Origin of the sequence: Vreelandella lionensis (assembly GCF_044543515.1) — a bacterium.
Classification (GTDB): domain Bacteria; phylum Pseudomonadota; class Gammaproteobacteria; order Pseudomonadales; family Halomonadaceae; genus Vreelandella; species Vreelandella lionensis.
Window position 1 is genome coordinate 20,388 of sequence record NZ_JBITWC010000005.1, and the last position, 15,302, is coordinate 35,689.

13 protein-coding genes are annotated in these 15,302 nt (G+C 55.8%); 6 read left to right on the plus strand and 7 right to left on the minus strand.

The features are described from left to right. Positions 1-55 precede the first annotated feature (55 nt). The 4 genes from acnD to ACIGG6_RS04110 form a co-directional block, all read right to left on the minus strand. Positions 56-2,695, minus strand: coding sequence for a Fe/S-dependent 2-methylisocitrate dehydratase AcnD (gene acnD, locus ACIGG6_RS04095; RefSeq protein ID WP_399842478.1), 2,640 nt, complete (start codon positions 2,693-2,695; stop codon positions 56-58). Between the two features lie 31 nt (positions 2,696-2,726). Next, positions 2,727-3,854 carry a bifunctional 2-methylcitrate synthase/citrate synthase gene (gene prpC, locus ACIGG6_RS04100; protein WP_399842480.1) on the minus strand — a complete coding sequence of 376 codons (1,128 nt, stop codon included), beginning with the start codon at positions 3,852-3,854 and terminating at the stop codon, positions 2,727-2,729. 80 nt (positions 3,855-3,934) lie between these two features. Next, entirely contained in the window at positions 3,935-4,837 is a 903-nt protein-coding gene (gene prpB / locus ACIGG6_RS04105; protein ID WP_399842482.1) for a methylisocitrate lyase, read from the minus strand. Positions 4,838-4,851: 14 nt separating this feature from the next. Continuing rightward, positions 4,852-5,595 (minus strand): GntR family transcriptional regulator, encoded by a 744-nt coding sequence (locus ACIGG6_RS04110; protein ID WP_044628118.1) that lies wholly within the window; start codon positions 5,593-5,595, stop codon positions 4,852-4,854. A gap of 250 nt (positions 5,596-5,845) precedes the next feature. Between ACIGG6_RS04110 and pabB the strand changes: the two genes are divergently transcribed. Next, positions 5,846-7,204 carry an aminodeoxychorismate synthase component I gene (pabB, locus tag ACIGG6_RS04115; protein ID WP_399842485.1) on the plus strand — a complete coding sequence of 453 codons (1,359 nt, stop codon included), beginning with the start codon at positions 5,846-5,848 and terminating at the stop codon, positions 7,202-7,204. Positions 7,205-7,322: 118 nt separating this feature from the next. Beyond that, complete coding sequence (locus ACIGG6_RS04120; protein WP_399842487.1) at positions 7,323-7,943, plus strand: phosphoadenosine phosphosulfate reductase domain-containing protein; 621 nt, start codon at positions 7,323-7,325, stop codon at positions 7,941-7,943. A gap of 71 nt (positions 7,944-8,014) precedes the next feature. On the opposite strand, the gene cysB is transcribed toward ACIGG6_RS04120, so the two are convergent. Next, positions 8,015-8,989, minus strand: a complete 975-nt coding sequence (gene cysB / locus ACIGG6_RS04125) for an HTH-type transcriptional regulator CysB (protein WP_062375744.1) — start codon at positions 8,987-8,989, stop codon at positions 8,015-8,017. A gap of 335 nt (positions 8,990-9,324) precedes the next feature. On the opposite strand from cysB, the gene trxA reads away from it, so the two are divergent. Next, the gene (trxA, locus tag ACIGG6_RS04130; protein WP_253501242.1) at positions 9,325-9,648 is read left to right on the plus strand and encodes a thioredoxin; all 324 of its coding nucleotides are present in this window, start codon (positions 9,325-9,327) and stop codon (positions 9,646-9,648) included. Between the two features lie 60 nt (positions 9,649-9,708). Here trxA and ACIGG6_RS04135 read toward each other — a convergent pair whose 3' ends face one another. Then, the gene (locus ACIGG6_RS04135; protein WP_399842490.1) at positions 9,709-10,842 is read right to left on the minus strand and encodes an AI-2E family transporter; all 1,134 of its coding nucleotides are present in this window, start codon (positions 10,840-10,842) and stop codon (positions 9,709-9,711) included. Between the two features lie 194 nt (positions 10,843-11,036). On the opposite strand from ACIGG6_RS04135, the gene ACIGG6_RS04140 reads away from it, so the two are divergent. Then, positions 11,037-11,867, plus strand: coding sequence for an SIMPL domain-containing protein (locus ACIGG6_RS04140; protein ID WP_399842491.1), 831 nt, complete (start codon positions 11,037-11,039; stop codon positions 11,865-11,867). On the opposite strand, the gene serS is transcribed toward ACIGG6_RS04140, so the two are convergent. Next, positions 11,809-13,086: a serine--tRNA ligase gene (serS, locus tag ACIGG6_RS04145; protein WP_399842494.1), complete on the minus strand. Its 1,278-nt coding sequence runs from the start codon at positions 13,084-13,086 to the stop codon at positions 11,809-11,811. The genes ACIGG6_RS04140 and serS overlap by 59 nt on opposite strands. 245 nt (positions 13,087-13,331) lie before the next feature. Between serS and ACIGG6_RS04150 the strand changes: the two genes are divergently transcribed. Further along, on the plus strand, positions 13,332-14,585 hold the full coding sequence (locus tag ACIGG6_RS04150) for a dicarboxylate/amino acid:cation symporter (RefSeq protein WP_399842497.1): 1,254 nt from the start codon (positions 13,332-13,334) through the stop codon (positions 14,583-14,585). 111 nt (positions 14,586-14,696) lie between these two features. Further along, entirely contained in the window at positions 14,697-15,287 is a 591-nt protein-coding gene (locus ACIGG6_RS04155; RefSeq protein ID WP_172515649.1) for a DUF4202 domain-containing protein, read from the plus strand. Positions 15,288-15,302 lie beyond the last annotated feature (15 nt).

Here is a 15,302-nt window from a genome sequence, read left to right on the forward strand (position 1 = left end):
GGCAACTGCCAGGCTATTCACTATCAATCACACCCTTACCATTGCGCTGAGACCACTAGGCAACGGAGGATTCCAAAAAGTCCTGGGCAAACCGCTGCAGCACGCCACCGGCTGAATAGATGGTCACTTCTTCAGCCGTATCCAATCGGCAAACCACCGGCACGCGCTCGGTGCTGCCACTGGTGCGGTGGATAACCAGCGTGAGCGTGGCGCGCGGATCGGGCGTGCCTTCCACATCGAAGACCTCCGTGCCGTCCAGCTCAAGGGTTTTCCGCGTGGTGCCCTCCTCGAACTGCAAGGGCATGACGCCCATACCAATCAAGTTCGTGCGGTGGATGCGCTCGAAGCCTTCGGCAACGATCGCCTCTACCCCCGCGAGTGCGACGCCCTTAGCCGCCCAGTCACGAGACGAGCCCTGGCCGTAATCCGCGCCGGCAATAATAATCAGCGGCTGCTTGCGGGCCATATAGGTCTCGATGGCTTCCCACATGCGGGTCACCTTACCCTCCGGCTCAATACGCGCCAGCGACCCCTGCAGCACCTTGCCCTGCTCGTCGTGGACCATTTCGTTGAATAGTTTCGGGTTCGCCAACGTTGCCCGCTGGGCGGTCAGGTGATCGCCGCGGTGGGTGGCGTAGGAGTTAAAGTCTTCCTCCGGCAGGCCCATCTTGTCCAGGTACTCCCCCGCCGCGCTATCGAGCATGATGGCGTTGGACGGCGAGAGGTGGTCGGTGGTGATGTTGTCCGGCAGAATCGCCAGCGGGCGCATGCCTTTCAGCCCACGCTCTTTCGCCATGTTGCCTTCCCAGTAGGGCGGGCGGCGAATGTAGGTGCTCTGGGGCCGCCATTCGTAGAGCGGGCTTACCTGCGTACGCGCACTTTTATCCAGATCGAACATCGGGATATAGGTTTGGCGGAACTGCTCGGGCTTCACCGCCGACTTCACGATATCATCGATTTCGCTATCGTCGGGCCAGATATCCTTAAGCGTGACCGGATTGCCCTGCGTGTCATACCCCAGCACGTCTTTTTCAATATCAAAGCGAATGGTGCCCGCAATGGCATACGCCACGACCAACGGCGGTGAGGCCAAAAACGCCTGTTTGGCGTAGGGGTGAATACGCCCATCGAAGTTACGGTTGCCGGACAGCACCGCCGTGGCGTACAGGTCGCGGTCAATGATTTCCTGCTGAATGTGCGGCTCCAGCGCACCAGACATCCCGTTACAGGTGGTACAGGCGTAGGCCACCACACCAAAGCCGAGGTTTTCCAACTCATCCATCAAGTGCGCTTCTTCTAAGTACATCTTGACGGTTTTGGAGCCAGGGGCCAGCGACGACTTCACCCACGGTTTGCGGGTCAGCCCTAACCGGTTGGCGTTGCGGGCAATCAACCCCGCCGCCACCATATTGCGTGGGTTAGACGTGTTGGTGCAACTGGTGATGGCGGCAATAATCACCGCACCATCCGGCATTCTGCCTGCCTGCTCATCGGCCCGGGCTTTATCCAAGTCGATGGCGATACCCCGCTTTGCCAGCTCGGAAGTAGGCAGGTGGGCATGAGGGTTAGAAGGGCCAGCCAACGTGCGCGCCACGCTTGAGAGATCAAACGTCAATACCCGCTCGTAATAGGCACTCTCGAGATCATCCGCCCATAGCCCAGTATGCTTAGCGTAGGCTTCTACCAACGCGACTTGCTCATCTTCACGCCCAGTGAGCTTGAGATACTCAATGGTTTGGTTATCGATGTAGAACATCGCCGCCGTGGCACCATACTCCGGTGTCATATTGGAAATCGTGGCGCGGTCGCCCACGGTCAGCGCGTCAGCCCCCTCGCCGTAGAACTCTAAGTAAGCGCCCACTACCCGCTCTTTACGCAGAAATTCGGTAATCGCCAGCACCATGTCGGTGCCGGTAATGCCCGGCTGTAGTTTGCCGGTAAGCTCGACCCCGACAATATCCGGCAGGCGCATCATGGAGGCGCGGCCCAGCATGACGCTTTCCGCCTCCAAGCCGCCGACCCCCACGGAGATTACCCCTAATGCATCCACCATCGGCGTATGGCTGTCGGTACCCACACATGTATCTGGATAGGCAATACGCACGCCCTGCTCATCAGGGCGGCACTGCACCACTGGGGACATCTTCTCCAGGTTGATCTGGTGCATGATGCCGTTGCCAGGAGGAATCACGTCGACGTTTTCAAACGCCAGCTTGGTCCAGTTAATAAAGTGGAAGCGGTCGTCGTTACGACGATCTTCCACTTGGCGGTTTTTCTCGAAAGCGTCCTTCTCAAAACCCGCATGTTCGACGGCCAACGAGTGGTCGACGATCAGCTGAGTGGGCACGACCGGATTGACCTTGGCCGGGTCACCGCCTTTATCGGCAATGGCGTCACGCAGACCAGCTAAATCTACCAGTGCGGTCTGGCCAAGAATGTCGTGACATACCACCCGCGCCGGGTACCAGGGAAAATCTAAATCCTGCTTGCGCTCAATGAGCTGTTTTAGAGCATCAGTGAGCAGCTCCGGGTCACAGCGACGTACCAGCTGTTCGGCCAATACGCGCGAGGTGTAGGGCAGTTTGGCATAGGCGCCGTGCTGGATATCCTCGACCGCTTGGCGTGCATCGAAGAACTCTACCGGCTCGCCCTCTACCAGAACGCCCGGTAGCGGCTTGCGATAATTCGTGTTCATAACGCCTCTCACTTAGTCACCACGCAACCGATTAGTCACGCGCTTCGATGGGTACCCATTCGCTCTTCTCAGGACCGATATAATCGGCGCTGGGGCGAATAATGCGGTTGTTGGCACGCTGCTCAAACACATGTGCAGCCCAGCCCGTCAGCCGAGACATCACAAAAATCGGCGTAAACAGCTTGGTCGGAATATCCATAAAGTGGTAGGCGCTGGCATGGAAGAAGTCTGCGTTGCAGAACAGCTTCTTCTCCCGCCACATTACCTCTTCACAGCGTACCGACACCGGATAGAGCACCGTGTCGCCTACATCTTCAGCTAATTTTTTGGACCACTCTTTGATAATAGCGTTGCGCGGGTCCGACTCACGATAGATGGCGTGACCAAAGCCCATAATCTTCTCTTTACGCTCCAGCATGCCCAGCATTTCCCGCTCTGCTTCCTCTGGCGATGCCCAGTTCTCAATCATCGCCATGGCAGCTTCGTTGGCACCGCCATGCAAAGGGCCGCGCAGTGAGCCAATCGCGCCGGTGATACAAGAGTGCATATCGGAAAGCGTAGAAGCGCATACCCGAGCGGTGAAAGTTGAAGCATTGAACTCGTGCTCGGCATAGAGAATCAGCGAGACGTTCATCACGTGAGCATGAAGCTCGGAGGCTGGCTCGCCGCGCAGCATATGTAGGAAGTGGCCACCTACCGAGGCATCATCAGTTTCGGTATCAATACGCACACCGTCATGGCTGAAGCGATACCAGTAGCAAATAATCGAGGGCAGCACCGCTAGCAGGCGATCCGCCACGTCCTGCTGCTCGTCAAAGCTCTCTTCGGTTTCCAGGTTGCCCAACATGGAGGCCCCAGTACGCATCACGTCCATCGGGTGAGCGTCTTTAGGAATCTGCTCCAGCACGGTTTTCAGCGCATCAGGCAGGCCACGCAGGCCTTTTAGCTTAGTAATGTAGTGGTCAAGCTCCGCTTGGTTGGGCAGCTTGCCTTTCAACAGCAGGTAAGCGACTTCTTCAAATTTGGCTTTTTCGGCCAGCTCTTTGATATCGAAACCACGATAGGTCAGACCGGAACCGGTTTTACCCACCGTACATAGCGCGGTGGCTCCCGCGCTCTGCCCTCGTAATCCTGCACCTGCTAACGGTTTATCAGCCATGTGATGTCTCCTGACGTGCTTATTTATAAGAATTGTTGGTCTATGTCGTTGATCAATGTCATTACAAAGGAACGCGCGGCTTAAACGTCTTTCTGCTCAGCAAACAGCGCGTCGAGCTTTTGCTCAAAGTCGTGGTAATTCAAAAAGTCGTACAGTTCATCGCGGGTCTGCATGGTGTCGACCACCTCACGTTGATGACCGTTATCTAGGATGCTCTGGTACACCTTCAACGCGGCGGCATTCATGGCCCGGAACGCCGAGAGCGGGTAGAGCACCATACGACAGCCAACCTCGCCCAGCTCCTGCTGACTAAACAACGGCGTCGCGCCGAACTCGGTAATGTTGGCCAAAATGGGAGCATTTACTCGCTGGCAGAACGCCTTATAGTCATCCAGCGTATGTACCGCTTCGGCAAAGATAGCGTCGGCACCTGCTTCCACGCAGGCGTTCGCCCGCTCGATGGCCGCATCCAGCCCCTCTTTTTGGAACGCATCGGTGCGGGCAACCAGGTAAAAATCCGGGTCTAGCTTGGCATCGGCGGCGGCTTTGATGCGGTCTACCATTTCCTGCTGGGACACAATGGCTTTGTTCGGCCGGTGGCCGCAGCGCTTTTGCGCTACTTGGTCTTCCAAGTGAACAGCCGCCACGCCTGCCCGCTGCATCTCTTTCACAGTGCGGGCAATATTAAACGCACCGCCCCACCCTGTATCGATATCCACCAGCAGCGGCAACTCAGTGGCGCCACAGATGCGGTGTGCATCTTCCACCACGTCGTTCATGGTGGTCATACCTAGATCCGGCAGGCCAAACGATGCATTCGCCACACCACCACCCGAAAGATAAATGGCTTGATGGCCTACACGCTCAGCCATCATGGCCGTATAGGCGTTGATGGTGCCTAAAATCGGCAGCGGGCGATTGGCTTCAAGCGCGGCACGAAAGCGTGCCCCAGGGGTAAGCTTGGATGATGGTGTGGTAGACATGGGCGTTAGCTCCTTTAGTCGGCAGATGTTGTTGATTGTTGTTCGAGAATGGCGGCATAGCGGTCAGCGACATTGGCACGAGAAGCGCTGACATGGCGGCGCATCAATAGCTCGGCAAGTTCAGCGTCACCGGCTTCAATAGCGTCCACAATACGGTGGTGCTCTACAAATGCCCGCTGGGGGCGCGTACCGCTGGCGCTAAACTGGGTACGATAGAGGCGCACTAGGTAGTAAAGGTCATCGCAAAGCAGGTTCATCAGCATCTTGTTATGGCTGCCTTGAACAATGCAATAATGGAAATCCAGGTCGCCTTCACGCTGGTAATAGGCTTCACCGCGCTTTAAGTCGCCCTGGCTTTCATGCACCGCCAGTACATCGCGTAAGCCCTGAATCTCCTCAGGCGACATATGCTCGGCGGCCAAGCGGGCAGCCATGCTCTCTAAGGCTTCGCGTACGTCGAAGAGCTCCAGCAGCTCTTTCATGGAGAGTTTGACCACCCGCGCGCCTACGTGGGGCACGCGTTCAATCAAGCGGTGAGCTTCCAGGCGTCGCATGGCTTCACGCAGCGGCCCACGGGAGATACCGTAGGTTTTGGATAGCCCTGGCTCGGTAATTTTACTGCCTGGCGCTAGCTCGCCGCGCACAATGGCGCTTTGCAGCTGATGAAACACGCGCTCTGCGAGCGTACGCACCTCAGGTGAGACCGGCTCGGACGAGGCTTCATCGGAAGGCGAGGAGGTTGTAGCAAGTAACGTCATGGCTAATTGTCGACAATTAAGGAATAGAGGAACTTTAGCCCTCTCTATTTCCCTCGTCAACCATGCAAAATAGGCGTTTTTATACGTCTTTCGTTGCAAGCGGGTATGGCCCCGGGAAACAACTGTCAACAATCAAGTGAATTAGGATAGCTCGCACCTCAAGCGTGAGAAAGTCGTCGATGGCTTCTGCTGGTGCGATGGTGGTACGACCTCTAAAATATGGCGCCCTCACTGGCCTGGCGTTTGCTTCATGACAACGGCGTTGACGATTACAGCCCTGCCCTACTCTTCCGACCCTTTGGCACTGTTTGCCAAACTCAGGCAACGCCCCGGTGCGGTGTTGCTCGATAGCGGCCGCCCGAAGGCCACCACCGGGCGTTACGACATCCTTAGCAGTGACCCCCTCGCTACGCTAAAAATATCGCCAGATGGCCACACAGCGTTTGAGTCTGACACGCTGACACTCCCCCCATCGTTGATGGGCAACAGCCATGCACAGCAGCAGTGGCTTTTAGAGCAGCTACCCACAGCCAACCTCAAGAGCGAGCTCCCCTTTTTAGGTGGCTTGATGGGTTACTGGAGCTATGACCTTGGCCGCAACCATGCTGACATACCCAGCCAGCACCCGCCCGTCACCCAGTTACCTTTAGCGCGTTTAGGGCTGTTTGATTGGTGTATCACATTTGACCACGTCACCGAACAAGCGTGGCTGGTAGGCAGCGAACAGCGGCGCAAGCAGGTAATGGAGTGGTTAAGCGAACCAGCAACACCTAGCCACGCCTTTCGGCTCACACAGCCGTTTATAGCCGAACTTAGCCAGGCGGAATATACCGAGCGTTTTGCGGCGGTACAGCGCTATATCCTTGCGGGGGACTGCTACCAAATCAATTTGGCCCAGCGCTTTTCGGCCCGCTATCAAGGAGACGAGTGGCAGGCATACATTAAACTGCGTGAAGCGACGCCTACGCCCTTTTCAGGCTTTATGGCATGGGGTAGCCAAGCTGTTTTATCACTCTCTCCTGAGCGCTTTATTCAGTGCCGTGACGGCTTGGTGGAAACCCGCCCGATAAAAGGCACCCGCCCACGAGGAAGAACCCCAGAAGAGGATCGTGCCCTGTCGGACGAGCTGCTCAGCAGTACTAAAGATCGCGCGGAGAACGTGATGATTGTGGACTTGCTGCGCAATGACCTAGGGCGCGTATGCACACCTGGCTCTATTCGCGTGCCGCAGCTGTGCCAGCTTGAGAGCTATCCCAACGTGCACCACTTAGTCAGCGTGGTGCAGGGCCAGCTAGCTTCTCAACATACACCCCTCTCGCTGCTCACCGCTGCCTTTCCCGGCGGCTCAATTACCGGCGCACCCAAAATACGGGCGATGCAGATTATTGATGAGCTGGAACCCTGCCAGCGCAGCGTTTACTGCGGCAGCCTGGGTTATATCGATGTGCGTGGCAGCATGGATACGTCGATTGCCATACGCACGATGGTGGCTGACGGCGGCGACCTGCATGTATGGGGCGGCGGCGGGCTGGTGGCGGATTCCCAAGCAGACGAGGAGTACACCGAGACGCTGGATAAGATTCGCCATTTGATTGGTGCTTTGGAATAAGCGACCAGCGTTCTTACATCAAAAAGAAATATAAAAGCCTAACCAAACGGTATTGGGGAGAAGCCCCCCGCCTTTGGTAGCCTAGGGGCATTGCACGCTTTTTCACATAGGAGGCCGCATGCCCTCAACGCTGGAACAGATCAATCGCGACTTTGCCAACAACCCCCAAGCACTGATTGAGTGGGCGTTCAGTCAGGGTGAGCGCCCTATCTGCACCACCAACTTCCGCCCCTTCGAAGCGGTTATTCTGCACATGGTGACGCAGGTACGTCCTGACATCCCCATTGTATGGATGGATAGCGGCTATAACACTGAGGCCACTTACCAGTTTGCCGATGCGCTGATCCAGCGCCTCAACTTGAACATCGTCAGCTTTTTGCCAAAGCGTACTCGCGCCCATCGCGAAGCGCTGGAAGGCCCCATGCCCGGCATCGATGACCCGCGCCATGACGCCTTTACACAAGAGGTGAAACTGGAGCCTTTCGAGCGCGCTCTGCGTGAGATGAAGCCCGATGTATGGTTTACCGCGCTGCGCGCCGAAGATACGCCCGAACGGGCAAAAATGCAGGTAGTTAGCCGCAACAGCGACGGCTTACTAAAAGTCGCCCCACTGCTGCAGTGGACCGCTAAAGATATGTACTACTACTTAGAGGCCCACGACCTACCCAACAACTTCGACTACTTCGACCCCACCAAGGTAGAAGAGAAACGCGAATGCGGGCTACACCTTCAGCACTAAGCTACCAATAAAGCTACCAATACCCAGCACGACGCCCAGGCTCCCCGCCTGGGCTTAAAATGAAATAGTACTTAATACTCAGGCAGCTCTACACCCTCAAACAGCGCTTGCTCAAAGCGCGGGCCGGCCATGAGCGCTTCGTCCACCCGGTCACGGGTTAAGTGAGGCGCAAAGCGAGCCAGGAAGTCGTACATGTAGCCGCGCATAAAGGTGCCACGCCGAATGCCGATTTTAGTGGTGGAGCTGGCAAATAAATGGCTGGCATCCAGAGCCACTAGGTCACTATCTAGCACTGGATCTACGGCCATGTGAGCGACAATGCCAACGCCCATACCTAGGCGAACGTAAGTCTTGATCACATCGGCATCGGCAGCGGTTAGTACCACATTGGGTGTTAAGCCCTTCGCTTTGAATGCATCGTCTAACTGTGAACGCCCGGTAAACCCGAACACGTAAGTCACCAGCGGATGCTCGGCCAGGGCCTCAAGCGTTAGCGGGCCATCCAGCGTTGCCAGTGGGTGCTCTTTGGGCACCAGTACGCAACGGTTCCAGCGGTAGCACGGCAGCAGCACTAAATCGGTAAATAGCTCTAATGACTCCGTCGCAATAGCAAAATCTGCCAGCCCTTCGCTCACCATCTGGGCAATCTGCTTAGGCGTGCCTTGCTGCATATGCAGCGCCACTTCGGGGTATTTCAGAGTAAATTCACTGATAATCGGCGGCAGCGCATAGCGAGCCTGAGTATGGGTCGTGGCAATCGCCAGGCTCCCGCGGCGCTCGTCGCTATGCTCTTGCGCCACCTGCTTGATATTTTCGGTCAGCTTAAGTACCTGGCCTGCTAGCTCGATAATCGACTGCCCAGCAGGGGTGACGCGGGTTAAATGTTTGCCACTGCGAGCAAAGATCTCAACGCCTAGCTCATCCTCCAGCAAACGAATCTGCTTTGAGATACCCGGTTGAGAGGTAAACAAACTCTGCGCCGTTGCCGAGACGTTCAGGTTGTGTCGATTGACTTCCCAGATATAGCGAAGTTGCTGTAGCTTCATATCCTCACCCTATAATCTATGCAGGAAGCACGTAAAAGCGCATCCTCACGCTGCCACTGTGTGCTTAGCCAAGCGCGCGGTTTCATGGCTCAATGAGCACATTTTTGAATAAAAAAACGTCTTGTAATTCACTTATAGTATAAAAAATAGAGGCTATGAACATCTATTAATTTTTTCTATTTAAGGACAAATCGCATCAGGAATTTGCCAGCACCCTTCGCGCCCGCTAACATCTGGCAACTTGGCGCGGTGAAAATGCGCTAATATTTCGCGTAATGACCGTTGCTCCATTTGAGGCAACGAAACAGTAAGAGCAACGCAAACGGGAGAAGCAAATGGCTAATAATGTTGATGTCACCAACGCCAATTTTGAGCAAGAAGTCCTCAACGCCGAACAGCCTGTCCTGCTGAAATTCTGGGCCCCCTGGTGCGGCCCGTGTAAAGTCATGGCACCTGTTGTTGATGAAGTAGCAGCAGAGCGCGGCGACAAACTGAAAGTTGTCAGTGTGAACGTTGACGATGCACCTGAAATTGCCGCCGAACAGGGCGTGCGCGGTGTACCCACCGTCATGCTGTTTAAATCCGGCACTAAAGTCGCTTCACTGGTTGGCGCGCAATCTAAGTCGCAGTTGACCCAGTTTATCGACCAAAACGCCTAAGCTGGTAACGTTACCGCTGGCACTGCCAGCGGTATCTCTCTTCTTATTGGCATTGCCTGCCTAAGCGTCGCTTTCTTCTCGCTTCGCCCACTCTCCCCGCTTCCAAGGCGGCCGACGTGCGTCTCCAGGGCGTCTCATCTGCACATTACGCTGCTTACCCGGCCCTAATAGATGGGCTATCCAGCGCGTTTGAGGGTGGCTATCCAAAGCAATCTTTAGCGTCATCGTTAGCACCACCGACAGCAGCATGCCCGCCGCGCCAAAGATCCACCCCCACACCACCAGTGAAAGAAACGCCACAAAGGTGGATAACCCCAGCGCCTGCCCCATCACTCTAGGCTCAATCAAATTGCCCAAAATAAAGTTGATGACCAAGTACGCCGATGCCAACAGCAACGCCTGCAGCACACCGCCATCCTGAGAAACCAACAGCAGCAGTACCGGCGGAATCGCGGCCAACGCCGAGCCAATATTAGGAATAAAGTTAAGCGCAAATGCCAATACGCCCCATAGCAGCGGAAACTCAACGCCCACCAGCAGGCACGAGAGCCATACCAACACGCCGGTTGCCAAACTAATCACGGTTTTAACCGCCAAGTAGCGTTTTAGCGTTAGGCTAAATTCACTAAACCGTTTCAAACTCGGTGCTGGATTTTCAAGCGCCCGGGATACCTTATCGCGAAAATTCAGCGTCTCGAACAGCATGAAAATCACCAGCAGCGCGACGATACTGCCCTGCATAAACAGCGAGCCAATCTCTCCCAGCAGTGTGGCCACCCAGGAGCCATCCTCCTCCATGGCAAACATCGAACTGAGCTGGTCGGGGTCGATAGCCAACCCACGAGAGGCCAGCGCATTGAGCAAGTCCCAGTAGTGCTCGTAAAGCCTGGATTCAATATCAGGCAGCGCTTCAACAAAGGTACTGAAGCTATTGACCACCAACAGGCCAATCAGCGATATAAAGCCCACCAACACCAGTAGCGTAATCAACGCCGACATCCGCCGACTCAAACCGCAGCGATGCAGCCACTGCACGGGTGAGGTGCACACCACGGCAATAAACACCGCCAGCAGTAGCGGCACCAACAGGTCCGCGCCCACTTTCATTCCCGCAATAATCACTACCAACGCGGCAAGCGCTAGTGTGGCATTGAGCGGGATACTTCGATAATCCTCATCCGACAACTTCGACATAGCCCTTTCCTTAGCGTGTTATCCATACATAATGGCTGCTTGCCTGTTATTGCACAAACCATGCAAACATTAAGCAACTGTTTTCCGTCTACTCTTTGCCAGTGAACTTTATGGCGACCTTTCCTTCCAAGCAGCGATACACAATATTAGTTAGCCTACTCTACTCATTGGCTCTCTTAGCAAGGAAGTGACCTATGAATACAGCAACGCAACACTTTAAACGCCTCCGCTACGGCATCGTGGGCAGCGCTTTGTTTGCCCTATTGGCTGCCCCTATGGCTTACGCCGCGCCGCCTGCTCCGCCAAGCCTTCACGTTCAGGCGCAATCATGGGTGGAAGTTGAACCCGATAAAGCCACGCTCTCTGCGCGTTTGTGGGAAAACACCCCAGCGGTTTCAACCTTAGAAGACACCGATAGAGAAGCCTTGGGCAGCGCCCGCGAGCGGCTTGAGCAGCGTGCCAGCGAGCTGATTGCCGCCATGGAAGAGATCGGCATTGAGCAACGCGCCATCAATGCAGGCTCCCTGAACGTGTATCCTGAGCATGTCGCAGGCCCGCGCAACGACAACGGCGAACAAGAGACGCTGATGCGCACCCGCTTAGAACGTCCCTTCAGCGTTGAGCTAACTAATATAGACCAATTAGGCGATGTGCTGGACGCTTTGATTGGCGCTGGTGTAAATGCGTTAGATGGTGTGCAGTTTGACCTGCAGGATCGCGACGCCGCCACCGACGAAGCACTGACAAAAGCGTTAGAAAAAGCCCGCCATAAAGCCGACCTTATGGCGAGCACGCTAGATGTCACGCTTGGCCCTGTTCAACGCATTGAAGAGACCCAAGCGCCGGTTTTTCAACCCCGCATGATGGCCATGCGTGCTGAAAGCGACGCCATGAGCAGCGGCTCAGCCAGCGACTACCGCCCCGGCACCATTCGTATTGATGCCGGGGTAAGCGTTGAGTGGGCGCTTAGAGGGCAAGACGCTCGAGGCCGCCCAGGTAGGGTTGCAGGGGAGCAGGAACAGTAATCGACCCATCCGCCTGCTGGTGGTTTTCAAGCACCGCCAGTAGGCAGCGCCCTACCGCAAGGCCCGAGCCATTCAACGTATGCAGCAACTGCGGCTTTTTAACATCCGGATGGCGGTAACGGGCCTGCATCCGACGCGCCTGGAAATCTTCGCAGTTAGACACGGAGGAGATTTCCCGGTACGTGTTTTGGCTTGGCAGCCACACTTCCAAATCGTAGGTTTTCGCCGCGCCAAAGCCCATGTCGCCCGTACACAGCGTCACCACCCGATACGGCAACTCAAGCGCCTGCAGAATGGCTTCTGCGTGGCCGCGCATCTCTTCCAACGCGTCGTAGCTCTTCTCCGGCTCCACAATTTGCACCATCTCGACTTTATCGAACTGGTGTTGACGAATCATGCCACGGGTATCGCGCCCATAAGCGCCAGCTTCCGAGCGGAAACAGGGCGTATGCGCCGTTAGCTTCATCGGCAACGCCGCCAGCTCCACAATCTCATCACGTACAAAATTGGTCAGCGGTACTTCTGAGGTGGGAATCAGGTGGTACTCCCGCTCGTCGTTCAGCTTGAAGAGATCCTCGCCAAACTTCGGCAGCTGGCCAGTGCCCATGAGCGAATCGCGATTTACCATGTAAGGCACATAGCACTCTTCATAGCCGTGCTGCTGGGTTTGCGTATCCAGCATAAACTGCGCCAGCGCGCGATGCAGGCGAGCGATGGGCCCGCGCATCACTGCAAAGCGCGCGCCGGTCAGCTTGGCCGCCAGTTCAAAATCGAGATAGCCGGATTTCTTACCCAAATCCACATGGTCCAGCACCTCAAAGTCGAACTCACGTGGCGTGCCCCAGCGGTGCAGCTCCACGTTATCATCTTCGCTCTTGCCTTCCGGCACGCTCTCATGGGGCAGGTTGGGAATACCGCTAATTGCGTCATCCCACTCAGTCTGCACCTCGGCCAGCTCGCGCTTGGCAGCGTCCAAACGGCCACCTAAGTCGCTCACCTCATCCAGCAGCGGCTGGATATCTTCGCCACTGGCTTTGGCCTTACCAATCGCTTTGGAGCGCATATTACGCTCATTCTGCAGCTGCTCGGTCTGGGTTTGCAACTCACGGCGGCGCGACTCTAGCGCCTGCAGTGCCGCTTTATCGAGTACGAAGCCCCGCCGGGCCAGTTGTTGCGCAGTCGCATCAAGATCACCGCGCAGCAGTTTCGGATCGAGCATGAGTTATCCCTTGGCCAGAATTCAGTGAAACACGGCTCTCAAAGGCCGTGACAAAGGGGCCTATTGTAGGCAAAAGCGCGAGTTGGGGCTATGGCAGCGCGCCACCATGCTGAACTTAGTCGTTGGCGGGTATACACCATGACCCTTGCGCATATCCCTCCCCCCTTATTAGCCAAAAGTGATAGAGTGCCCGCCGCTTTAAAGCAAGAACCACTAACAACGGGTTATAGAAAAGGAGAAAGTTTATGCAGGAGACCGCAACGCAAGGAAAATTTGGTTGGTGGCGACGTATCGCTCTATGGCAGAAAATCTTGGCTGGTTTGGCGCTCGGGGTGTTGGCAGGCGCACTGCTCGGCGAAACAGCGAGTGTATTTAAGCCACTGGGCGACATCTTCATCAACGCCATTATGATGCTGATTGTGCCGCTGGTCTTTTCGACGCTGGTGGTGGGTATTACCTCCATGCGCGATCCACAGAAGATGGGCCGTATTGGGGCTCGCACCATTATCCTTTACTTGGTGACCACTGCCTTTGCCATCAGCATTGGCCTTGTGCTCTCTACCCTGCTGCAGCCTGGGGTGGGTGTCGGGCTAAGTTTCGACTCTGAAGTATCGGCTAACGAAGCACCGTCGCTAATGTCGATTCTCATTAATCTTGTGCCGCGCAACCCGATTGATGCCCTGGCTAATGGCAACATTATGCAGATCATTGTGTTTGCCATTGGCTTGGGCATCTCGCTAACGCTTATCGGTGAAAAAGGCGAGCCGGTGATGAAGGTCTTCGATAGCTTCGCGGAAGCCATGTATAAACTCACTGGCCTCGTGATGGCGTTTGCGCCATTCGGGGTGTTTGGTTTGATTGCCCATGTATCGGGCCAGTATGGCTTAGAAATTTTGCTCCCACTCGCCAAACTGATCGGTGTGGTCTATCTCGCCAGCATTTTGCATGTACTCGTTATCTACTCTGGCTTTATTTCTCTGATGGGTCGTTTGAACCCGGTGCGCTACTTAAAAGGCAGCCTGGATGCCATCGTGGTGGCGTTTTCTTCTGCTTCCTCAGCAGGCACCCTGCCCGTCTCAATTCGCTGCGCACAGAAAAACCTGGGCGTATCGGAAGGGGTGTCCGGCTTTGTACTGCCCGTAGGCGCCACCATCAATATGGATGGCACCGCACTGTATCAAGGCGTGGTGGTGCTGTTTATTGCTCAGATGACCGGCACCGATTTGAGCATGATGGATTACGGCATGATTGTTGCCACCGGTACTCTGGCCTCTATTGGTACCGCAGGCGTTCCTGGTGCAGGCCTGATTATGCTCTCTATCGTGATGGCGCAAATTGGTCTGCCCCTTGAAGCCATTGCCGTGGTGGCAGGTATAGACCGCATTCTGGATATGGCGCGTACCAGCGTTAACGTCGCAGGCGATCTTATGGTCACCACGCTGGTAGGTAAAAGCGAAGGCGAACTCAACGAAGAGATCTACAACACCAGCCGCTCTTAATTATCGATTAGGCTATCCCTCGCGCCCGCTGCCCTTGGTAGCGGGCGCTTTTTTATACCGAACTACAAGCTGCTAGGATGTCACTCTGACCACTGAACCAAGCGAGCCGATATGTCTTCTGCCTTTGAACACACCCTTGCCGCTATTGATGCGCTTCATGCTCAAGACCCCCGGCCAACCACTCTCGCAGATGGCACTTCTCATCCACAAGAGCTTATCTATGCCCAGCGTATGAGCCGGTGGCTAGAGCGACTGCAGGAGACGCCGAGCGAACTGTTGCGCATTGCCGTGCGCGCCCAGCACCTGCAGCGCTGGCAGCTGCCGCGAAGCGATTACCCAGAAGGCCGTATTGGCTACTTAACTTGGCGGCGGGACCAAAGTGCCCAGGCTGGTGATACCACGGCGGCACTCATGGAAGAGGCGGGCTATTCCCAAGAGGAGGCCAAACGCGTCGCCAGCATGATTCGCAAGCAAGGCCTGGGGCGCGATAGCGATGTGCAAGCCCTGGAAGACTGCGCCTGCCTAGTGTTCTTAGAAAACTACTTCGCCGATTTCTCCCGCAAGGTGGAGCACGACCACATGGTGCGCATTGTGCAAAAGACCTGGGGCAAGATGTCGCCGCAGGCGCATGCGCTAGCCCTGACGCTGCCCATGAACGACGCCTGTGCAACGCTCGTCAAAGAGGCGTTAGACAGCCACTGAGATGCCCCATCAAGA